This window comes from Alterirhizorhabdus solaris, from assembly GCF_007785815.1.
GTDB lineage: Bacteria > Pseudomonadota > Alphaproteobacteria > Sphingomonadales > Sphingomonadaceae > Alterirhizorhabdus > Alterirhizorhabdus solaris.
On sequence record NZ_VNIM01000001.1, the window covers coordinates 102,996 to 123,846 of the forward strand.

Annotated in this window: 22 protein-coding genes and 2 pseudogenes; 16 read left to right on the forward strand and 8 right to left on the reverse strand. The window is 63.3% G+C overall.

Annotation, left to right across the window (positions count from 1 at the left end):
- Positions 1 to 5: 5 nt before the first annotated feature.
- The 4 genes from FOY91_RS00500 to FOY91_RS00515 all read left to right on the forward strand — a co-directional run bounded on the left by FOY91_RS00500 (position 6) and on the right by FOY91_RS00515 (position 4,729).
- Entirely contained in the window at positions 6 to 1,244 is a 1,239-nt protein-coding gene (locus tag FOY91_RS00500; protein WP_018251278.1) for an HlyD family secretion protein, read from the forward strand.
- Positions 1,244 to 2,770, forward strand: a complete 1,527-nt coding sequence (locus FOY91_RS00505; RefSeq protein ID WP_018251279.1) for a DHA2 family efflux MFS transporter permease subunit — start codon at positions 1,244 to 1,246, stop codon at positions 2,768 to 2,770. The genes FOY91_RS00500 and FOY91_RS00505 overlap by 1 nt, the downstream gene beginning before the upstream one ends.
- Complete coding sequence (locus tag FOY91_RS00510) at positions 2,770 to 4,197, forward strand: efflux transporter outer membrane subunit (RefSeq protein WP_145147065.1); 1,428 nt, start codon at positions 2,770 to 2,772, stop codon at positions 4,195 to 4,197. The genes FOY91_RS00505 and FOY91_RS00510 overlap by 1 nt, the downstream gene beginning before the upstream one ends.
- A 100-nt stretch (positions 4,198 to 4,297) precedes the next feature.
- Positions 4,298 to 4,729: a MarR family winged helix-turn-helix transcriptional regulator gene (locus FOY91_RS00515; RefSeq protein ID WP_145147067.1), complete on the forward strand. Its 432-nt coding sequence runs from the start codon at positions 4,298 to 4,300 to the stop codon at positions 4,727 to 4,729.
- A 65-nt stretch (positions 4,730 to 4,794) separates the two neighbouring features.
- Here FOY91_RS00515 and FOY91_RS00520 read toward each other — a convergent pair whose 3' ends face one another.
- The gene (locus FOY91_RS00520; protein ID WP_018251282.1) at positions 4,795 to 5,364 is read right to left on the reverse strand and encodes a DUF4142 domain-containing protein; all 570 of its coding nucleotides are present in this window, start codon (positions 5,362 to 5,364) and stop codon (positions 4,795 to 4,797) included.
- Positions 5,365 to 5,730: 366 nt separating this feature from the next.
- Between FOY91_RS00520 and FOY91_RS00525 the strand changes: the two genes are divergently transcribed.
- The gene (locus FOY91_RS00525) at positions 5,731 to 7,080 is read left to right on the forward strand and encodes a DUF4403 family protein (RefSeq protein WP_145147069.1); all 1,350 of its coding nucleotides are present in this window, start codon (positions 5,731 to 5,733) and stop codon (positions 7,078 to 7,080) included.
- Positions 7,081 to 7,187: 107 nt separating this feature from the next.
- On the opposite strand, the gene FOY91_RS00530 is transcribed toward FOY91_RS00525, so the two are convergent.
- Positions 7,188 to 7,844, reverse strand: a complete 657-nt coding sequence (locus tag FOY91_RS00530; RefSeq protein ID WP_018251285.1) for a recombinase family protein — start codon at positions 7,842 to 7,844, stop codon at positions 7,188 to 7,190.
- A gap of 120 nt (positions 7,845 to 7,964) precedes the next feature.
- On the opposite strand from FOY91_RS00530, the gene FOY91_RS00535 reads away from it, so the two are divergent.
- The 5 genes and pseudogenes from FOY91_RS00535 to FOY91_RS22735 all read left to right on the forward strand — a co-directional run.
- Positions 7,965 to 8,327, forward strand: coding sequence for an AbrB/MazE/SpoVT family DNA-binding domain-containing protein (locus tag FOY91_RS00535; RefSeq protein ID WP_198355614.1), 363 nt, complete (start codon positions 7,965 to 7,967; stop codon positions 8,325 to 8,327).
- Positions 8,320 to 8,718: a type II toxin-antitoxin system VapC family toxin gene (locus FOY91_RS00540; protein ID WP_116463056.1), complete on the forward strand. Its 399-nt coding sequence runs from the start codon at positions 8,320 to 8,322 to the stop codon at positions 8,716 to 8,718. The genes FOY91_RS00535 and FOY91_RS00540 overlap by 8 nt, the downstream gene beginning before the upstream one ends.
- Positions 8,719 to 9,123: 405 nt before the next feature.
- Entirely contained in the window at positions 9,124 to 12,012 is a 2,889-nt protein-coding gene (locus FOY91_RS00545) for a class I SAM-dependent DNA methyltransferase (RefSeq protein WP_145147071.1), read from the forward strand.
- A gap of 83 nt (positions 12,013 to 12,095) precedes the next feature.
- Positions 12,096 to 12,341, forward strand: a complete 246-nt coding sequence (locus tag FOY91_RS00550; RefSeq protein WP_116463059.1) for a hypothetical protein — start codon at positions 12,096 to 12,098, stop codon at positions 12,339 to 12,341.
- A gap of 269 nt (positions 12,342 to 12,610) precedes the next feature.
- Positions 12,611 to 12,943, forward strand: a pseudogene (locus FOY91_RS22735) (DMP19 family protein); the annotation flags it as partial.
- 200 nt (positions 12,944 to 13,143) lie between these two features.
- Here the strand turns inward: FOY91_RS22735 and istB are convergent.
- Positions 13,144 to 13,662 (reverse strand): annotated as a pseudogene (gene istB / locus FOY91_RS00555) (IS21-like element helper ATPase IstB); the annotation flags it as partial.
- 4 nt (positions 13,663 to 13,666) lie between these two features.
- Complete coding sequence (locus FOY91_RS22180) at positions 13,667 to 13,909, reverse strand: transposase (protein WP_238995146.1); 243 nt, start codon at positions 13,907 to 13,909, stop codon at positions 13,667 to 13,669.
- A gap of 276 nt (positions 13,910 to 14,185) precedes the next feature.
- Here FOY91_RS22180 and FOY91_RS00565 point away from each other — a divergent pair, with 276 nt between their 5' ends.
- On the forward strand, positions 14,186 to 14,410 hold the full coding sequence (locus FOY91_RS00565; protein WP_232474419.1) for a hypothetical protein: 225 nt from the start codon (positions 14,186 to 14,188) through the stop codon (positions 14,408 to 14,410).
- Between the two features lie 5 nt (positions 14,411 to 14,415).
- On the opposite strand, the gene FOY91_RS00570 is transcribed toward FOY91_RS00565, so the two are convergent.
- Positions 14,416 to 14,970 carry a DUF488 domain-containing protein gene (locus FOY91_RS00570; protein WP_116463053.1) on the reverse strand — a complete coding sequence of 185 codons (555 nt, stop codon included), beginning with the start codon at positions 14,968 to 14,970 and terminating at the stop codon, positions 14,416 to 14,418.
- Between the two features lie 48 nt (positions 14,971 to 15,018).
- Positions 15,019 to 15,801, reverse strand: a complete 783-nt coding sequence (locus tag FOY91_RS22185) for a MarR family winged helix-turn-helix transcriptional regulator (protein WP_238995147.1) — start codon at positions 15,799 to 15,801, stop codon at positions 15,019 to 15,021.
- A 155-nt stretch (positions 15,802 to 15,956) separates the two neighbouring features.
- Here FOY91_RS22185 and FOY91_RS00580 point away from each other — a divergent pair, with 155 nt between their 5' ends.
- The 5 genes from FOY91_RS00580 to FOY91_RS00605 all read left to right on the forward strand — a co-directional run bounded on the left by FOY91_RS00580 (position 15,957) and on the right by FOY91_RS00605 (position 19,253).
- Complete coding sequence (locus tag FOY91_RS00580; RefSeq protein ID WP_116463051.1) at positions 15,957 to 16,580, forward strand: uracil-DNA glycosylase family protein; 624 nt, start codon at positions 15,957 to 15,959, stop codon at positions 16,578 to 16,580.
- Between the two features lie 146 nt (positions 16,581 to 16,726).
- The gene (locus tag FOY91_RS00585; RefSeq protein ID WP_198355616.1) at positions 16,727 to 16,960 is read left to right on the forward strand and encodes a heme-binding protein; all 234 of its coding nucleotides are present in this window, start codon (positions 16,727 to 16,729) and stop codon (positions 16,958 to 16,960) included.
- Between the two features lie 57 nt (positions 16,961 to 17,017).
- Complete coding sequence (locus FOY91_RS00595; RefSeq protein WP_010408781.1) at positions 17,018 to 17,692, forward strand: putative quinol monooxygenase; 675 nt, start codon at positions 17,018 to 17,020, stop codon at positions 17,690 to 17,692.
- Entirely contained in the window at positions 17,692 to 17,838 is a 147-nt protein-coding gene (locus FOY91_RS21505) for a hypothetical protein (RefSeq protein WP_018250478.1), read from the forward strand. Before FOY91_RS00595 ends, FOY91_RS21505 begins: the two co-directional genes overlap by 1 nt.
- A 52-nt stretch (positions 17,839 to 17,890) precedes the next feature.
- Positions 17,891 to 19,253 (forward strand): IS3 family transposase gene (locus tag FOY91_RS00605; RefSeq protein WP_420822844.1). Its coding sequence is split into 2 segments (ribosomal slippage): positions 17,891 to 18,238 and positions 18,240 to 19,253, totalling 1,362 coding nucleotides; the frame shifts between segments, so codons are not numbered across the junction.
- Positions 19,254 to 19,446: 193 nt separating this feature from the next.
- Here FOY91_RS00605 and FOY91_RS00610 read toward each other — a convergent pair.
- Both FOY91_RS00610 and FOY91_RS00615 read right to left on the reverse strand, forming a co-directional pair.
- The gene (locus FOY91_RS00610; protein WP_238995148.1) at positions 19,447 to 20,385 is read right to left on the reverse strand and encodes a cation efflux transmembrane domain-containing protein; all 939 of its coding nucleotides are present in this window, start codon (positions 20,383 to 20,385) and stop codon (positions 19,447 to 19,449) included.
- Complete coding sequence (locus FOY91_RS00615) at positions 20,382 to 20,822, reverse strand: hypothetical protein (RefSeq protein WP_133177343.1); 441 nt, start codon at positions 20,820 to 20,822, stop codon at positions 20,382 to 20,384. Before FOY91_RS00615 ends, FOY91_RS00610 begins: the two co-directional genes overlap by 4 nt.
- Positions 20,823 to 20,851: the final 29 nt, after the last annotated feature.

Sequence of the window (20,851 nt, forward strand, 5' to 3'; positions counted from 1 at the left end):
GCTGAGTGGCTGACGAGCATGCTGAAGATCGAGGCGGCGATGCGCCGCATGACGACCGGAATGCGCATTCCCAGCCAGAAGCTAGGTCGAAGGACGGTGTCGAGGAGAACGACGGCGTAAAGAAGCCCTCGCTTCTCGAGCGCTATCCGATCATCCGCTACGTCCTCATCGCCGCGCTCGTTGCGGGCATCGTCGCGGCGGTCGTCTGGTACATGAACTACCGCGCGAGCGGCCAATACCTGCAGTCGACCAACAACGCCTATGTGCGCGCGGACTTCGTGACCGTTTCACCGAAGGTGGGCGGCTATGTCGAGCGTGTCCTCGTCGCCGACAACCAGCCTGTCCGCCGCGGCCAGCTGCTCGCCGTCCTCGATCCTCGTGACTACCGCGCCAATGTCGAACAGGCGCAAGCTCAGATTGCCGCGGCCGGCGCCAACATCACGACCGCGCGCCGGACGCTTGACGAGCAGCAGGCCACTGTCGCTCAGGCCGCCGCCCAGGTTGCGAGCGCCGAGGCTGCCGCGGCAGCGGCAGAAAACGAGGTAAGACGTTACGAACCGCTCACTCGGACAGGGGCGGAATCGCGCGAGCGCCTCGCCAACCTCGTCCTGCAGCGTGATCGAGCCGCCGCGGAGCTGCGCGCGCAGCGCGCCGCCTACCTCGCCGCCCGTCGCAGTGTCGCCACACAAGCGGCTCGCATCGGCCAGGCGGAGGCGCAGCGCGGCACCGCGCAGGCGCAGCTTGCGCGCGCCTCGACGGACCTCGGCGCCGTCGAGATCCGCAGCAGCATCGACGGCGTTGTTGCCGACAAGGCGGTCCGGGCCGGGCAATATGTCCAGCCTGCGACCCGGCTGATGTCGGTGGTGCCGGTTGATCAACTCTACATCGAGGCCAATTTCAAGGAGACCCAGGTCGCGCTGATGCGCGTCGGGCAACCCGTGACCATCAAGGTGGATGCACTGGACGGCGCCGAACTGCGCGGCCGGGTTGCGAGCTTCTCGCCAGGCACGGGCGCGCAGTTCTCGCTCATCCCGCCCGAGAACGCGACCGGGAACTTTACCAAGATCGTTCAGCGAGTGCCCGTGCGGATCAGCATTGAAGCGGGGCCGGAGGCGCGCCGGGTGTTGCGTCCCGGCCTGTCGGTCGAGGTTACGGTCGACACGATCAGCGCAAAAGGAAGTCGTGACCGGATCGAACAGGAAACCGAGCGGCTTAAGCACGACGAGACGCAGGGCGGGCGCTGATGGCGGCCGAACGCGCCGGCCTGCGCGACTGGCTCGCCGTCGCAGCGGGCACGATCGGGTCGTTCATGGCGCTGCTCGACATCTCGATCGTCAATGCGGCCTTGCCCACCATCCAGGGCGAGATCGGCGCGAGCGGAACGGAGGGCACCTGGGTCGCGACCGCCTATCTCGTGGCGGAAATCGTCATGATCCCGCTTAGCCCCTTCCTCGTGCGTCTGTTCGGTCTGCGCAACTTCCTTCTGGGTGCGGCGATCAGCTTCACCGGCTTCTCGATCATGTGCGGCATCTCGACGACGTTGCCGATGATGATCGCCGGGCGTGTAGGGCAAGGCTTCACCGGCGGTGCGCTGATCCCGACCGCGATGACCATCATCGCGACACGGCTGCCGCCATCGCAACAGCCGATCGGCACCGCCGCGTTCGGCGGCACCGCGATCCTCGGTCCGGTGCTCGGGCCGATCATCGGCGGCTGGCTCACCGACAATTACAGCTGGCACTACGCCTTCTTCCTGAACGTGCCGGTTTGTGCCGGGCTCGTCCTGCTCCTGCTGTTCGGGCTCAAGCATGAGCGTCTGCGGCTCGACCAGCTGCGCCATGCCGACTGGTTCGGGATCGCAGGGCTCGCAATCGGCCTGGGTGCGCTCACCGTCATGCTCGAGGAGGGGCAGCGCGAGATGTGGTTCGAATCCGCCATGATCGTGAAACTCGCGATCGCCACGGTCTTCGGCTTCGCGCTCATCACGATCGGACAGGTCCGCTCCGCGCATCCGGTGCTCAAGCTGTCACTGATCTTCAGCCGCTCCTTCGGCAGCGTATTCGTCCTCAGCCTCATCATCGGCGTCGTGCTCTACGGGGTCACCTTCCTCATCCCCCAGTTTCTCTCGTCGATGGCGGATTACAGCGCGCTGCAATCGGGCAAGGTGGTCTTCGTCTCCGGCATCCCCGCCCTGATGCTGATGCCGTTCCTGCCGCTCGCGTTCAAATATCTCGACGTCCGGCTGGCGGTCTTTGTCGGCATGACGCTGATCGGCGTCAGCTGCGCGATGGACTGGCATCTCACCGCGCGGTCGGCCGGTGGGGACCTGACGAACTCTCAGCTCGTGCGCGGCTTTGGGCAGATCTTCGCCATGATGTTCCTCAACCAGGCCGCGATCAGCGCCGTGGCGCCCGAAGACGCAGGCGATGCGTCCGCGCTGTTCAACGCGGGGCGAAACCTTGGCGGATCGATCGGCCTGGCGCTGATGGCGACCCTCCAGGACCGGCAGACCTTTCTGCATTTCAACCGGCTGGGCGAAACGGTGTCGGCCAACGCGGCGACCACGCAGGAATGGTTCGCTAAAGCCATGGTCATGCCGTCCGGCGAAGCCGGCGCGTATCGGCAGCTCGCCGGTCAACTTCTCGAACAGGCTACCGTCATGGCCTATAACGACCTGTTTTTTGCGCTGGGCGTCGCGATCGCGATCACGACGCCGCTGGCGCTGTTCCTCCGCCCGATCTCCTCCGACACGCAGATGGCGATGCACTGATGAAGCGACTTGGCTGGGCCATTCTCCCCGCACTCCTGACTGGATGCGTCGTCGGCCCCAACTATGGAGGCCCGCCGGGCGTTGCGAGCGGGGAGCGCGCCGGGTCGACATTTCGCCGCGCGGATCAGGCCGTCACGTCACCGCAGACCCCTGTCGCACGCTGGTGGGAAGGCATGGGCGACGCGCAGCTCACGATGCTGATCGACCGGGCGCTTGCCTCTAATCCGGACGTGGCGATCGCCGAGGCGCGCATCCGCAAGGCGCGCGCCAGCTTGCGCGAACAGCGCGCGAACCAGCTTCCCACCGTCTCGGGGTCAGGGACTGCGATCGTCGCCGATCTTCCCGCCGGCTCGCTCGCGCTGCCGACGCAAGGCGAGCAATCCGATCGTACCAGGGCCGAATTCTACAACGCCGGCCTGGACGCGTCTTGGGAGATCGATCTGTTCGGCGGCCGACGCCGTGGCGCCGAAGGTGCCGAAGCCCAGGCGCAGGCAGCCGAAGCCAATAGGGCCGATGCGCAGGTTCGTCTCTCGGCGGAGGTTGCCCAGAATTATGTGACCTTGCGCGAACTTCAGCAGCGTCTGATCCTGGCCCGCCGCTCCGCAGCGCTTCAGCAGCGATCACTCGCCCTGCTTCAACAGCGTGAGCAACGCGGTGCATCGTCGCGCGACGAGGTGGTTCGGCTCCAGACCGAGCTGACCCGCACGGAGGCCGGGCTGTTGCCGCTCGAAGGGCAGATCGCAACCACGCTCGACCAGCTTGCCCTGCTCACCGGCGACGAACCCGGTGCTCACGACGCCTTGCTGTCTTCCCCCGCGCCGATCCCGATGATCCCGAGGAATGTCGCGATCGGCGATCCGGCCGCCATGCTGCGACGCCGGCCGGACATTCGCGCAGCCGAGCGGCAGCTGGCGGCATCGAACGCGCAGATCGGTGTCAACGTCGCCCGGCAGTTCCCATCAGTCAGCATCATGGGTATCATTGGCCTCGGTGGTCCCAATATTGCCGATGTGATCGATCCTGACAGCGTCGCGGGCCTCCTCCTGCCGCGAATCAGCTGGAGCTTCCTCGACTTCGGCCGTAACCGTGCCCGGGTCGAGCAGGCGCGGGCCGACCGCGACGAGGCGGAAGCACAATACCGCAAGGCGGTTCTCGGCGCGCTGTCGGACGCGGAAAGCAGCCTGACCCGCTTCGGGAATCAGCGCCGGAACCTGTTTTCGTCTATCGAGAGCCGGCACGGCGCCAAGCAGTCAGCGACCTATGCCGGGCAGCGATACGCGCAGGGAGCGATACCGCTGACCACGTCCATCGATGCCGAACGCGCGGCGCTGGCTGCCGACCAGTCGGTGCTGGAAGCCACTGGCGAGCTTGATCGTGCCTTCGTTGCCCTTCAAAAGGCGATGGGACTTGGATGGAGCCAGCCGTGACGGTCTTCCAACTATGCGAGCGGAGGGCGCCGACCGCGTGACGGCTCCGCTTCTGCCGCCCCCTGCCCAGTATCTGCGTGATGACGCGATCAGGGGAGGAATGGACCTGATGTTCTTCGCCCACAGATCCCATCTGGCGCATGCCGACGCCGAACTGGCGAAGCGTAACCTCGGGCGGGCGCATCACCGCGCCCTGTATTTCCTCGGCGGGTACCCGGAAATCTCTGTCAGCGAACTGCTGGACGTTCTTTGCGTCTCGAAGCAATCGCTTGGCAGGGTAATGCGGGATCTGATGGATCGCGGGCTCGTCTGCGGCCGTGTCGGGGAGCGCGATCGTCGTCAAAAGCTGCTTTCTTTGACCGATGAGGGGCGAGCGCTCGAAAACGCGCTTTTCGAGGATCTCAGGCGCAACATGGCGAACGCTTACCAAGCGGCAGGAGAAACAGCCGTCACGGGCTACTGGATCGTAATGCAGCAGCTCATGCGCGGCGAAGCACGGGAGCAATTCCGCCGGCTGCACTCCAGGCAGTGATCGCCGCAAACAAGTGCCGGACCAGGTCGAAGGGGGCTTCGTCGACCTGGCCCGGCGGGTATCACCTATCCTGCAAGCCCGGAGGGAGTAAGCGACTTGCCGGTGGTGAGCTCGTTTTCCAGCACAGGGACCGCAGTACCGGCAACCTGCTGCAGCGCCGGGTCGGTCCCATCCTGTGCATAGCCCTTATGCACCGCCCACGCAGCCTGCTGAACCTGCGCCGACTGGGTCAGATACAGGTTGTCGAAAGCGCTCTTCGGCGCCTTCTGGAGCAGCTTTAGGAGGGCGGCGCGGTCGGCGGACAGGTTCGAGGGCGGCGCCTTGATCGTGCGCTGATCATTCTTCAGCGCTGCCAGCAGCGCCTTGTGGCTGCTCTGCGTTTCCGCCAGCACGCGCTTTGCGTAGGCCTTGACGTCGTCCCGCTGCGCGCGCGTCGCGGCGAGCTGCGCGGCCTTGATCTGGTAGAGGTTGGCGTCGGCCGCGGCGAGCACGTAATTAGGGCCGCTCTGGCCCGAGATCGGCGAGACGCCGACGTCGGCGCTGGTCATCGTTCCCGAAGTGGCGGGCGAAACGGCCTGCGCCAACACCGTAACCGGCGCCAGGGTGAGCAGCGCAGCGACAATCGCAATCTTCATAGAGGGCCTCCGTTGGTGTTGTCAGGCATTGACCGAAATCAACCGGCCGAACGATAAAGAAACGGAACGGTTCCCTTTTGCGAAACTGATTTGGCAAACCTATGGGATGGTGGCCGCTCGGACGGCTGGAGGTGCGCGGCGATGAAGAACACGACCGCTCGGGCAACCGTCTCAACGCCGAGTCGGTCGATAGCTGAAGCGGCAGGCCAGATTGCCGGGGCTTTTTTTCGCGAGAACGAACTCTCGAGTGTCTCGATCGTGTCCGCCCTGCTCTGCGTTGCATGCCTTAGTGGCTGCGACCGGACTCCTCGCGAGGCGCCTCCGCGAGCGACGGACACCATCAGCGTGCCCCCGCAGACTTCTACCATGGATGTCCCGATTGTTGCAGACATGGACAAGCTGGCGGCAAGCCTCGAACAGGCGGTTCCGCGTCGCCTCTGGTCGATCGACAAGCCGGGGCAGACCTGCCTCCCGCCGAAAAAGGTCAAGATCCTCTTCGCGAAGATCAAGACGCCCGCGATCCAGTGCCGCATCACCGGCACCGTCGTCCGAGGGCCGCTGGTGCTGGAGGGCTCGGGCAAAACGATCATTGTCACCATGCCGCTTCACGCCGCGATCAGCGCCCGCGACGTGGGCGGCGTGCTCAGCCGGGAAACGGCGGAGGCGGACGCCCGCGTCCGGGCCGTGGTCAGGCTCGACATCGCCCGCGACTGGTCGCCGCGCGCAACGGTGTCGATCGCCTACGACTGGACCGACGAGCCGCACGTCGACTTCCTCGGCCAGCGAATCGAGTTCACCAGCAAGGCCGACGCCAAGCTCGCCGGCGTCGTCGAGCGCCTGGAGCGCTCGCTGCCGCAGGAGCTCGGCAGATTGCAGCTGCGCGAGCAGATCGCGCAGGTCTGGGGGTCGGCGTTCCCCCCCGTCCAACTGAACCGGGCGAACCCGCCGGTGTGGATGCGGATCACGCCCCGGCAGTTGAGCTACGGAGGCTACACCATTTCGCGCAACCGGGTGAACCTGGCGCTAGGGATGACGGCGGGGACGGAGACTTTTGTCGGCGATCGGCCGCCTGATCCGCAGCGCCGGCCGCTCCCCGACATGACGCGCACGCAGCCCGGACCCGGCCGCATCCTGTTCGCCATCCCCGTCATCGCCGACTATCCTCAGCTGGAGCCTGTGCTCGCCAAGGCATTGGCGAAGCGTTCCCGCCGGCCCTTCGAAGTGCCTGGTGTCGGGGCCGTGCGCGCGCAGTTTCACCAGGTGACCGTCTACGGCACCACGGGTGACAAGATCGCGGTCGGGCTTCGCTTCAGTGCGGCAGCCGAAGGTGGGGAGCCTGCGCAAGGCACGATCTGGCTTACCGCCACGCCGCGGAACGCCGTCAACGATCGCCGTGTAGCGTTCGACGATCTCACTGTCGCCGGTGTGGCCGACTCGGTCGGGACAAGCCTGCTCCTGAAGCTCGCCAACACTCCCGGCATATCAGGCACTGTGTCAGCCGCGCTGACCCAGAACTTCGAAAAGGATTTCGACAAGCTAATCGGCAAGATCACCCGTGCGATCGACGAAAAGCGGATTGGCGACATAATCGTGCGTGCCCGTGTGACGGACGTGCGGACGGGCCAGTTGAAGGCGGCGGGGCAAGGCGTCTACCTACCGGTATGGGGGCGCGGCACGGCCACGATTAGCCTTGCGCCAGTACGGGCCAGAAATTGAGATCTCGCTGCAGCCTTCACGGCTGCTTGACCGTCCCAGCGGCAACGCTGCCGCCTCTTTCCATCCTAGCAGAATTATTCAGAGGTCGAATTGAGTCCGGCTCTATCTCACGGTATCGTCGGACACGCATCGCTCTGCTTGGTCGCCCGGTGGAGGGCTGTAACGCGCTTGACTTGTGCGATGCTGCAGCCCGCTAGCGCCGCCGTTTTCGCTATGCTCATCCCTGCCTCACGAAGTGAGACAATGCGGCGATGATGGGCCAAGTCTGGTTTTCGACCGGTATAGCGTCCCTCCCGCTTGGCGATCGCTATGCCCTCCCGCTGCCGCTCGCGGCGCAGTTCGTAATCATCGCGAGCGGTCTGAAGCGCAACCCTCAACAACATGTCTTGAACGGCCTCTAGGACGATGCGCGTCACCCCGCCATTGTCCTCAGCAAGATCGGTAAGGTCCACAATTCCTGGTACGGCTAGCCTCGCTCCCTTGTCGCGGATAGCGGTGACGAGCCTCTCCGCCTCAGCCAACGGCAGGCGGCTGATCCGATCGATCTTTTCGGCGATAACGACTTCGCCCATTTGCAGGTCGGCTATCATGCGAAGCAACTCGGGCCGGTCAGGACGCGCGCCGGAAGCCTTCTCGCGATAAACAGCTGCGACATAATACCCCGCGGTACGCGAGGACACGACCATCGCCTCTTGGCGTTCAAGATCCTGCTCATCGGTGCTGACGCGCAGGTACACGCGAGCAGCGCGGACGGTCGTACTCATGTTGGCTCCGTTGGGTACACCCTTGTGAGCCAGTCATGCCCCAGTCGGCTCAGAACGGCAACTACCGATCCTACGTAGCGTAGCCAAGCGGACCGGGTCTAAGTAGCTGCTCCATCATCGATGAACGCTATTTCGGTGATCGGCCGTGCATCGATCCCTACCTGCGCACTGGCGTCCGACTTTGTTCTCCGGTATAAAGCCGTTGGACAGGTCGGAACAGCGGGTTTGGTGCAGATGGAAGCACAGAGGGTCAAGATCGTGGACGGTGGTAAGCTCGTTATCCCGGCAGCAATGCGCCGTGAGCTCGGGATCACCACGGGTGACACCGTTCTCGTCGATGTGGACGATGGCGAGTTGCGGGTACGTTCCGTACCTAAGGCACTTGAGCGTGCTCGCGCGATCCTGCGCAAGTATGTGCCCGAAGGTGTCGGCTTGGCTGACGAGCTGATCGCGGAGCGTCGGCGTGAGGCGGAGCGTGAGTAGCAAAGTCGTACTCGACGCCTCCGCCCTGCTCTGCCTTCTGAACGATGAACCCGGTGCGGATCGGGTAGTCGACGTCCTGACCCGCAGCATCATCGGAACGGCCAATCTCGCTGAGGTCGTTTCCAAGCTTCGGGACCGGGGATTGCCGCTCGACGAGGTGCGTGAGGCGCTTGGCGGGCTGCACCTCGATGTCCGGCCGCTCACTCCTGCCCAGGCACTCATAGTAGGCGACCTCCGGCCAGCAACGAAGGCGCTCGGTCTGTCTCTCGGCGATCGGGCGTGCCTTGCCTTGGCGATCGACTTGCAGGCCGAGATGCTCACGACGGACGGACCACTAGCGAGCGCTGATGTAGGCATCACCATCACCAACGTGCGCCCTCCGGCAGAGTAGTCGCACATTCGTGCTTTTGGGTGCGGCAGGCTCACGCGGATGCGGCGCGGTCGACCAGTGCGCCCGACGTCCACTGGTTAAGGCACAAATCTACTCTTTTCTGGTGCTGCTGTGGACGGATTACGTCCACTATTTCAGGGAAACCTACAATCGCAAAGCCGGAAGCAGCTGCCATACTGCCGATGTTGCGTCGCCGGCGTCTGGTAATGCCGGAAATACGACTATGTTCGCCGGATGCGGACGCTCGATCGAGTTCAGTCCGCCGGACTCGCTCCAGCGGGTGCCGGATGGGCGCCATGTGGGCGTGGCGTCGGTCCACGAGGCTGACCGCTGCTCCAGCGCGATTGCCCGGGGAGCACAATCAGTTATGCCCTGCATCCTCCCCGCTGCTTCGATTTGGATGTTATGACGCCCTACGACTTTCTCACCAAGTGGCGTGCGAACGAACTGAAGGAGCGGTCGGCGTCACAGAGCCACTTCATCGATCTCTGCGCGCTCCTTGGCTTGCCAGATCCGGTGTCGGCCGATCCTACGGGTGACTGGTTCACCTTCGAGAAGGGTGCCAGCAAAACGAGCGGCGGAGAGGGGTGGGCCGATGTCTGGCGCAAAGGCTGCTTCGCCTGGGAATATAAAGGACGTCATGCCAATCTCGACAAGGCGAACGCCCAACTGCTTCAATATGCGGTAGCCCTGGAGAATCCGCCGCTGCTGATCGTGTCCGACATGGCCCGAATCGTCATCCGGACCAACTGGACCAACAGCGTGCAGGAAAAGCACGAATTTGTGCTCGACGACCTGGTGGACGCTGCGGTGCGGGACCGGCTCAGGGCCGCGTTTCTTGATCCGGAGGTCTTCCGTCCCAAAAAGTCGCGTCAGGAACTCACCGAGGAAACGGCCGCTGAGTTCGCCGGACTGGCTCAGCGGTTGCGTGATCGCGGCCACGAGCCGCACGACGTGGCGCATTTCGTCAATCGCTTGGTATTCTGCATGTTCGCGGAGGATGTTGGCCTCCTCCCGGATCACCTGTTTACTAAAATGCTCGAGGTGAGCCGCCGCAGCGTAGACGAGTTTTCGCAAAACGCCTCGACGCTATTCGGCGCTATGGCCCATCGTGGCGGCAAGGTCGGTTTCACCGCTATCGAGTGGTTCAACGGCGGGTTATTTGAGAACGACGCCGTTCTGCCTGTGACAGCGGACGACATCGAGCAGCTTCTACGCGCAGCCGGGCGAGACTGGAGCCAGGTCGACCCGTCTATCCTTGGTACGTTGTTCGAGCGCGGGCTCGATCCCGCAAAGCGCAGCCAATTGGGCGCGCATTACACCGATCGCGACAAGATCATGGCGATCGTGCGCCCTGTGATCATCGAGCCCATGGAGGCCAGGTGGGCCGAAGCCAGAGCCCGTATGACCACGCTCGTCGAGAATGCCCCCCGTCAAACCAAGGAAAAGCTTCTTCGCGGCGCCGAGCTGGGCAAGCGCACCCGCGCGCTTGCCGAGGCTGCGGCAATCCACGAATCCTATATTGAGCAGCTGGCACAGTACCGAGTCCTCGATCCCGCCTGCGGGTCGGGCAACTTCCTTTATGTCGCGCTGCGGGCGCTCAAGGACATAGAGCACAGAGCCAATCTCGATTCCGAGGCGCTCGGCTTGCCCCGGGGCTTTCCGCGCGTTGGCCCCGAATGCGTGCTCGGGATTGAGCTTAACCCGTATGCTGCGGAGCTCGCGAGAGTTTCGGTCTGGATCGGCGAAATCCAGTGGATGCGGCGGAATGGGTTTGATGCCGCCAAGAACCCCATCCTTCGACCACTCGAGACAATCGAGTGTCGAGACGCGGTACTCCGGGAGGATGGCACACGTGCCGAATGGCCGACTGCAAATGCCGTGATTGGAAATCCTCCCTTCCTGGGCAACAAGAAGATGATCGCCGAGCTCGGTGAGGACTATACTCGCGCACTCCGCGAGGCGTGGCCCGAGGTGCCCGGAGGCGCTGATCTCGTCTGTTATTGGTTCGCTGCAGCGTGGTCGATGATGGCCGGGGAACGCCTGGATCGCGCAGGGCTCGTGACAACGAATAGCATTCGAGGAAGTGCAAACCGTGATGTCCTAAAGCCGGTCGTTGACCAGGGGCGCATCTTCGCTGCTTGGAGTGACGAAGGATGGACGGTCGAGGGAGCGGCGGTTCGGGTGTCGCTGGTGTGCTTCGACCGTGACCATGGGCTGCCCGCTCAGCTGAACGGCGTCCCGGTCGGTCGGATCTTTGCCGATCTGTCAGCCGAGCGCGGCGGTGCCGATCTCACGACTGCGGCCCGCCTCGCAGCGAACCGGAACGTCGCGTTTCAAGGTCCGGTCAAGGTTGGGCCGTTCGATGTGGAAGGGGAAACCGCAAGGAGCTGGCTGAGGAAGCCCAAGAATCCGAATGGCCGTTTGAACGCAGAGGTTGTGCGCCCACTCCTAAATGGCATGGATATAACTAGACGGCCTTCTGATCGGTGGATCGTCAACTTCGGCGAGATGGCTCTCGACGAAGCCGCGTTCTTCGAGGCTCCATTCGAGTATGTCAGAACCGATGTGAAACCTTTGCGGGATCGCAATCGTGACGAGGGCCGGCGTGAGAACTGGTGGCGTTTGGGTAGGTCCGGACGTGACATGGCCGAGGCATGCGCTGGTCTCACGAGAGCGATTTTTACCCCCCGTGTCGCAAAGCACCGCCTGTTCGTTTGGGCGCAGCCGCTTACCGTGCCAGACAGCCGCGTGGCTGTTATCGCCCGAGACGACGATACTACCTTTGGCATCTTACATTCCCGTTTTCACGAGCTGTGGTCGTTGGCGCTTGGCGGCTGGCATGGCGTCGGAAACGACCCCCAATATACACCCTCTCTCGGGTTCGAGACCTTCCCATTTCCTGATGGTCTGACGCCAAACCGACCGGCTGCCGGTTATGCCGATGATCCTCGAGCCCAAGCAATAGCTTCGGCTGCAGCGCGGCTAAACGACGGTCGCGAAAGCTGGCTCAACCCGGAAGAGCTGATTATCCGGATTCCGGAGGTCGTAGCGGGTTATCCCGATCGTCTTATCCCCAAGGATGAGGATGCCGCAAAGGAACTCAAAACGCGGACGCTGACCAACCTGTACAATGCACGGCCGCAGTGGTTAGCCAATGCTCATGCAGTGCTCGATGAAGCCGTTGCAGATGCCTATGGATGGGGGGACGATTGGCGTTCCGGGCGCCTCTTAGACGATGAGGTTTTGTCGCGGCTTTTCCAGCTAAATCAGGAACAGCATCAACGGCGGTGAGGAACTGGCTCGCGCCTGCGTTGGAGCAGAGCCTCTTCCCCCGCGTTCTCCCGTCTACCAAACTGCTCAGACGGGAGATCATGATGGAGCAACCGGGTCTGCATGGACGTCACCGTGACAAGAACGGTGAGATCAGCCGCAAACATGGCAACACTCTCGTGAGGACCCTGCGGAAGATCTATGGGTCATCGTTCGCCCAAGGCGCGGAGCCGAATGAGAAGCTGTCCGACTTGCTGGCCGAGATGGACGAGCCATCGCTGACCAAGTTGGTTCATGACCATGAGCATGGCCATCTCGAACGGAAGATTGGCGAAGCCGAGGCCGCCTAACCTGTACTGGTCGCGCGGAGGCGAGCCTTGCGTCGGCTTTCGCGTGATCACTCCAACTCCCCCCTTGTGCGAACCAGCGTCCCTGTCACCATCGGCAGGCGTGAGCCGGCGTGACGTTACTGGCCGGCCATCACCGGAGCCACAGGGGGGAAGTTATGGCGCTATTCGGCTGGGGCAAACGCCCCACGCGCGCGGTTCCTGAGCAGCCGTTCCACGCGGCACGTGTGCCGATGGCGCAGTCCATCATGGACAGCCACAATCCGTCCTACATGACGGAAACCGTTGTCGAGATCGTCAACCGGCTTCTGTTCGACGGCGGATTCACGCGCGCCGAGCTGCCCCCCGAGCTGCTGATGGGCTATAGCGTCGACTACTACCTCGCCCAGGTGAACAACGGTGGCCACGCCCAATTCGGGCACAACAGCAGGCTGGTCGAAGGCACCCTCAGCGACATCAGGCAAGGCCTGGTCGCGATGGGCGACCTTGAAGCTGCGGGTATCTTTGCAGACTTCGAGGCGTATCGCCGCGACGATCCGGCCGGCTTCACTCAGGGCTTGACCGATGGGTGGAAGAACCCGGTGATGAAGTCGCTCGACGACCGCTTCTACGCAGGTCTTTCGAAGAGGCTTGTCAATCGGCGTCCAAAAAGGACCCTCTATCGGCGTGCAAAAGGGACCCCCTTCGTCAAGCAGCGTGACGGGTATGAGGGTCGCACCGTTTGCGCTGGTTGCGGCGTAGGGCGGGCGCAGCCCGACCGGAGGCGCAACCAGCGCAAAGCGTCCTCTTCGGGGTGCCCCGGGCGTCAGCTTCGGTGTTTGAAGCGCCAGCTGTCGTTGCCGGTTTCAACGATGTCGCAATGGTGGGTAATGCGGTCGAGCAGCGCGGTGGTCATCTTGGGGTCGCCAAAGACCGTCGGCCATTCACCAAAGGCGAGGTTCGTCGTGACGATGACGGAGGTCTGCTCATAGAGCTTGCTGACGAGGTGGAAGAGCAGCTGACCGCCCGAGCGGGCAAAAGGCAGGTAGCCGAGCTCATCGAGCACCACGAGGTCGAGCCGGGAGAGCTGGGCCGCCAGCGTGCCGGCCTTGCCGAGGCGCGTTTCCTCCTCGAGCCGGTTCACCAGGTCGACCGTGTTGAAGTAGCGCCCGCGGGCGCCGGCCCGCACCACGTTGGCGGTAATGGCGGTGGCAAGGTGCGTCTTGCCGGTGCCCGTTCCGCCGACCAGCACGACGTTGCGCCGACCGGAGAGGAACGAGCCGCTGTACAGTGAGCGCACCAGCCCTTCGTTGATGGGAGTGTCGCCGAAGACGAAGGCGTCGAGGGGTTCATCGCAGCACCGACAGCACCCGTGCCAGCGCCCCCGCATCCACGGCAACATCCACGCTCACCCGTACGCCACCCGGCAGTTCGATCTGGATGAACCCCGGTGGACATGGTGCCGGCTGCGGTGTCCGCACGACCGGTTCCGCCACCTGCACTTCGGCGAACACCGGTAACGAAGCCACGACGCCCGCCAGCTTGCCCTCCCGCAATTGCTTGCGCCACGTGTAGATCAGGCTGCTCGACACCTCACGCCGGGCGATGACGTCGCAAACCCGCCCCCCGGCCGGAACGCTTCCGCCAGGATCTCCAGCTTCTCCGCATCCGACCATCGCCGTCGGCCCGATACACGGCCAACGACTTCCATACGACTGGTCATACGAGCGCTCGTATGACCAGTCGTAGAACCCACAACTTCCCGCACCGCCCGCGCCCTCATCAAAGGCGAAAAGCATCCCGCCTACCGGCGCTACCGCAAGGCGGCTTGCCGAACACGCTTACTGTACAACTTCCATCGAAACACCATGAAGGCGCTCGCTGAGATGACCGCGGCGGCAGGCCTGGACCATCCCTCGCTGCTTGGCCCCCATCATCTGGTGCGGCGCGTGTCTCTAACCGAGATCCGGCTGTTCTCACAGCTTCACATCTTCCTTGAGGAAGGCGAGCTGCTCACCAACTCCCATAACCGTGACTTCTACAGTGCCGCCTGGAATCTCGCGCGGGCGGATAGCTTCGAACTGCCCGCATGACGATGCTATTCGGTTGCCGCGCCTAGCTCTTGAGCTGGGTAGTGAAGACCGTCTGCTGCTTCGATGGCCCCGGGGGTCATTGAAGCAGCGCTCACCGTCGTCTCCGACATCAGGTGGAACACGCGTCTGCCCTCCTTGATGAGGTAATCGGCTACGATCCGGCGATGGCACCGCCACCAGACGGCTTCCGCGCACATGATGGCGGTACGGCGCTCCGCTGACACCTGGAGGAGATGGGCCAGACCGGAACGGAACGGCTCTGAAAGGGCGTAATCCGCATAATTGTGGAAGCTCTGGTTGCGCCACAAGGCGTTCGCGTCCGCCGGCATTCCCGACTTCTTCCGGAGCCCACCGAGCTCCGCGAACCGCATATGGGCCACCTGGAACTCGGCCAAGGCATCGGGAAGCGCGTCCAGATTATATTGTGGATTGGTCCGCGATTTCGGGACGCTGCGAATATCCACGACAAGCTGCACGCCGCCAGTCTGCAGCAAGGCGGCGAACTCAACGATTGAGCGGGTCGAATGGCCGATTGTGAAAACCGGGAGCATCTCAGGCATCCGTGTGCCCCATAGAGTGCAGCACAAGGGAAGGCATCTCTCGACCTGTCACAGCCGGGAAACCACGTTGTCAAGCATCGGACGCAGCCGTGCTAACTCCGCACGGTGCGCATTCGCCAGTGATGACAGTAGCGCCCGCCCCGCCGCGGTGAGCCGGATCCCAACCCGCCGCCGGTCGCTCCCTGACCTCAGCCGCTCAACCATGCCGATAGCCTCGAGCCGATTAAGGAGACCGCTCGTACTGTGCGGCTGAAGCAGCATCTGGTCTGCCAACTCGCCTACCGAAAGCTGGCAATCCGGGGCTGCTCGCAGCGCAAGGAGCGCTTGGTACTGCTGCGCAGTGATGCCGGCTGCCTCGGCCGCAATTTCGCTGAAACGGAGAAAGCTGCGGAGGTTCTGGCGGAACGCAGCTAAAGTGGCATAATCGTCATCGCCGAGAAGCTCGCCGCTCGGATCGATGTCCGCTCTCATTTCCGGAGCCACAGACGCCGAAACGGTATCCCCTTCCTCCGGTAGAGGCAGGGTTCTGGGCGCAAGCGACACGTTGTGTTCAATGGACTCGGAGATCGGGCTTTCGCGTAGTGCTCGCTGGCGCAACGTCGACGAGTGCACATCGTCCCGTTGGGGCACCCCCACCGCCACAAGTGCGACCTCGAACGTTTGCCTGTGAAGCTCGCTGCCTCGCGTCACACTGTCCCACCCGAGTGCACCTGGATGAGTTTCGTGCCAGATCCGGCTTGCAAGTCTGTCGATCTCACCGGCCGTCGGTGGGCGATCTCTGCCGATACAAGCTGCAAGCACCGGCCATTCTGAGCCTTGCGCGTGCGCCATGCCACTTCTCCATCAATTCGGTCCGAGCCGGGCAGACACAAATCGTATCACCCCACGGGCGTGCAAAAACCTATAGCCATGTCGTTGGTATATCGCAATGCGATACATCGGGCTTTGGCCAGGGAACACCTCAAGCAGGGAGACATTCACAACTTATGGACGGAGGAACTGCGGACGAATTGGGGCCTTTGATAGAGAGGGTGCGATCATGCAGCGCATGCGCCAATTACCTCCCTCTCGGCCCGCGGCCCGTCCTGCAGCTGTCCAAGAGTGCCACCCTTCTGATCGCGAGTCAGGCGCCAGGAACCAAGGCACACGCGAGTGGCATCCCCTTCTCTGACGCGTCCGGCGACCAGCTGAGGCGCTGGATGGGCATCTCTGACGAGCAGTTCTACGACGCGGCACGGGTCGCCATCGTTCCGATGGCCTTATGCTACCCCGGGCGAGCCAGCGGCGGCGGTGATGCGCCGCCTCGCCCTGAATGCTCGACACTTTGGCGGGAGCCGCTGCTCGCACAGCTTCCCCACCTGCAGCTCACCCTACTCGTCGGGACCTACGCACAGGAACATGTGCTCGGTTCAGGAAGGATGGCCGACCGCGTGCGTCACTTCGATCGATACCTTCCCCGCCACTTTCCCTTGCCGCACCCGTCGTGGAGGTCGAGAGGGTGGATGACAAAGAACCCTTGGTTCGAGGAAAACGTGCTCCCGGAACTGCGCTGGCAGGTGTCCAATGCGCTAGGACCAGGCCACAGCGGGCTGCGGCCAAATGGAGCATGAGGTACCAAGCTATGTTATGAGGAATGTTCAGGAACCCGGCTGCTCACCGGCTTGTTGACGCTATCGATCACGCCTCCAAATGACCTGAAGGCACCGCTGATGGACACGAAGCAGAAGGCGCTTGCGAGCGAGCCAAGGAGAGTCTCATGACCATTAAGCAAGAGTCCGTGTCGCTCGAAGACGCTCAACGCGTGATCGCCGCCGGTCAGGTCAAGGCGGCCGAGATCGGGTCGCCGAGCAACGTGGCCGTGGTCGACGCGGGCGGCAACCTCGTCTCCCACATCCGCATGGATCACGCTTGGGTGACGGACGCCGAACTCGGCATGATCGATGCGGCGTTCCCGCTCGGCGCCCGGCCGCGCGAACTTCCCATGATTTAGGCCCAGAACGCCTTCCGTGGAGCTCGAGGCGCTACCATCGGAACAAGGAGAGAAAAGATGCACAAGGCACTGTTCGTAGGCATTGAAGCCGGGCCGACCCACCAGGAAGATGCCGCTGAATTCCTCCGGGGTGCGCTGGAGCCGGTCGAGCATGAGCAGGACACGCGGCACTGGTACGCGCTGCGCTTTGGCCCCGCCGACTTCGCCATCTTCGATACCTTCCCCGGCAATGCCGGCCGGCTGAAGCATCTGTTCGGCACGGTCGGCCGGGCGCTGGTGGTGAAGACCTTCACCATCCTCAACGGATTGCCGGAGATCGAGCCGGCCGACATCCTCGCCCTCAAGGTGCCGGCGGCGGACGCCCTGCCGCGCTTGGCCCTGCATGTTCCGCTTGAAGCACGGGACGGTGCGGAGGAAGAGGTTGCCCGCTTCCTCCAAGGAGCCCGATCGGCCGTGGAGCGGGAGCCTGGCACCCTGTCGTGGTACGCTCTGCGTCTCGGAAAGACTCGGTTCGCCATCCTCGATACCTTCGCCGACGAGGCAGGGCGCGAGACGCATCTGTCGGGCGAAATCGGCACGGCGCTATCGGGAAGCGCTGCTTCGCTGTTCGCCGAGCCTCCCCAGATCCACCGCGCACAAATCTTGGCGTTCAAGATTGCATCCGCTGGTGATGAGGAGAGGACGAGCAGGAACACGTCGGTCGCGCGGCCGCTTGAGAGAGGGACAGTCTGATGGACACGAAGCAGAAGGTGCTCGTTGGAGCGGCCGTCGCCAGCACCGCGGCAGCCGGGGCCGCGTTCGCGTTCAAGTCCGCGGGCACGGATTCGAAGCTCACCAAGGTCGCGTGTCCGCCGTCAGCACCAATGGCACAGATTTGAGGTTGTGATTTAAGGAGGATCTGGGCTTCGTCGTAGTGACGAAGGAACGAAGATGAAGCCCAGATCCTCCAATGTAAAATCGCCCGCCAAGGCCCCAGCAGAGCGGGTAGTGAAGGACATCCGCCGACAGACCCGGCGCCACTTTTCGGCCGAGGACAAGATCCGCATCGTGCTGGATGGCCTGCGCGGGGAAGACAGCATCGCCAAGCTATGCCGCAAGGAAGGCATTGCCCAGAGCCTGTATTACACCTGGTCGAAGGAGTTCATGGAAGCTGGCAAGCGCCGCCTGGCCGGCGACACCGCCCGTGCCGCGACCACCGGAGAGGTCCAGGACCTGCGCCGCGAAGCCCGGGCCCTGAAGGAATGCGTGGCCGATCTGACACTGGAAAACCGTCTGCTCAAAAAAGCATGGTCGCGGATGGGGGCAACGACGAATGAGGTATCCCGCATCCGAGAAGCTCGAGATCATCAGAACCGTCGAGCAGTCGCACCTGTCGGCCAAGCGCACGCTGGACCAACTCGGCATCCCTCGTCGGACATTCTACCGCTGGTATGATCGCTACCTCGAAGGCGGGCCGGAGGCGTTGGAAGATCGGCCATCGGCGCCGAGCCGGGTGTGGAACCGCATCCCGGCGGGCATCCACGACCAGATCATCGAGCTGGCGCTGGAACAGTCTGAGCTGAGCCCCCGGGAACTGGCCGTGCGCTTCACCGATGGGCAGCGCTACTTCGTGTCGGAATCCACGGTTTACCGCCTGTTGAAGGCCCACGACCTGATCACCAGCCCGGCCTATGTCGTGATCAAGGCTGCCGATCAGTTCCACACGAAAACCACGCGGCCGAACGAGATGTGGCAGACCGACTTCACCTACTTCAAGATCATCGGGTGGGGCTGGATGTATCTGTCGACCGTGCTTGACGACTTCTCACGCTACATCATCGCCTGGAAGCTGTGCACCAACATGCGAGCCGAGGACGTCACCGACACGCTGGATTTCGCCCTGGCGGCTTCTGGTTGCGACAGCGCCACGGTGCTGCACAAACCCCGGCTACTCAGCGATAATGGCCCCAGCTACATCGCGGGTGAGCTGGCGGAATACATCGAGGCCCGGAAGATGAGCCATGTCCGCGGCGCCCCGTGCCATCCCCAAACCCAGGGCAAGATCGAGCGCTGGCACCAGACCCTGAAAAACCGCATCTTGCTGGAAAACTACTTCCTGCCCGGTGACCTCGAAGCCCACATCGAGACCTTCGTCGAGCACTACAATCACCAGCGATACCGCGAGAGCCTGGCCAACGTGACGCCTGCCGACGCCTACTTCGGCAGGGCTCCGGCAATCATCAAACTGCGCGAAAGGATCAAGCGACAGACCATCGAACATCGGCGCTTGCAGCACCGCAAGTTCGCCGCCTAACATCAACCCCCTGACGAGGTCCGCACTCCGCTAATCTACGTCGCGAGTTGTGCCGAATGTTCTGACGACGGACACTGGCGCAAATGACAAGAGGGTAGGAATCAGGTCTCAGCGATCAACTACTTGCTTAAGCCGAACAGCGCATACGAAAAGTGGAATACGGAGTCGGGTAGTCTCAGCTCGCCGGGAGTCCTCAGTTTCCAGGTACATCGCCCCGATCGGAGCGGGGCGGGACGAAGCTGATGTGCCCTAGCCGCCAAGCGCGATCGGGATCGCCCGGCCAATAATCACGGACATCGAGCGTATCGTCAGGCGGCGTCGCGCCGACGATCTGAGCGCTGATCACGCGGCCGGTTTCCCGCAGATGTATCTCGGCACCGGGGAACCGTGCATCGAGTACGGCGTGTAGCGCTGAGGCATCCTCCGCGATATCGTCGCTGTCCAGTGCCCGCGGCGCCCCATCGACGAGTTCGGCCGATGCCGCTCGAAGCGCTCGTATGCCGTCGTTGAGAATGTCGAGCGAGATCAGCCCGGCAGCCACCGCGTCCGCCCACCAGTACCCAAGTCGGATGCCGATCACGCCGCCTATTCCCGCGATCCCGGTCATCCAGTTCGCCTTCTGGGTCATGGCATCGGTAAAGAGTGTCTTGTCGTTGAGCTGCTTTGCCAAGGGCAGTTTCAGCCATCCGAGCACCACAGGCACGACGATCGAGTAGACCTGCGCTGCCACCATGATCCATCCCAGCCATATCTCTTTCCCAAAGATATGGACCGCGGCCACGGTCGCGTGCTCCTGCGAGACCAGGCTCATCGCGGAATCGACCAGCAACGTGCTGCCCAAGGCCGTAAGCGCCGTAGCGGCGATGACGAAAGCGAGGCTCGGTACGCGCGCGAACCCGTTGGGAAAGCGCGCGTTAGCGGGACGACGTTCCACGCGCGCCGAGATCAGGAAGACCGCCGGCGGGATCAGGCTGAGACAATCTTCGATCCAGGCCGTCTTCATGGTCTGGCTCGAACCCATCGCCGCGCCCATGACCACGATCACGCTGATCGTCCACGCGATGGACCACCACTCAAGGCGCTCGGCACGGCGCATGGCGCCTTGCAGTTGATCGGGGATTCCTTCTCTCACGGCTCTTTCCCCGCCGCCTTAGCTTCGCGCTGGACCAACATGATCCACGCATTCTCGCCGTTCCGCGCAACGATGTGACTGGCGGTCGTACCAATTGGCGTTTCGGCCTTCGCGATTGGCGGACCGAGGGTCACTCGCGTTTTCCACGGTGTCTTCTCGTCGAAACGTCCACCCACCACGAGGTCGAGCTTGCCCGCCTCCAGGTCCAGCAGCAACGGCTCCAGCATGCCGGGTTGGAAGACCGGCTTCGCTCCCGTCGATGCCTCCACGCGTGCCAGAACCCGTCGCCAGTCTGACGCATCGGCAGCCGACCCACCCTCAACACGGCCGACCCTGATGACGTGTTCTTGACGAATGCGATCGAGCGTACCCTCCGGGTCCTTGGGCATGTTGCCGCAGCCGGCGAGGCACAGAAGCATTAAGTGATGAGTCTTCATGGACAGGGCTATGGGGCCGCGTTTGGATT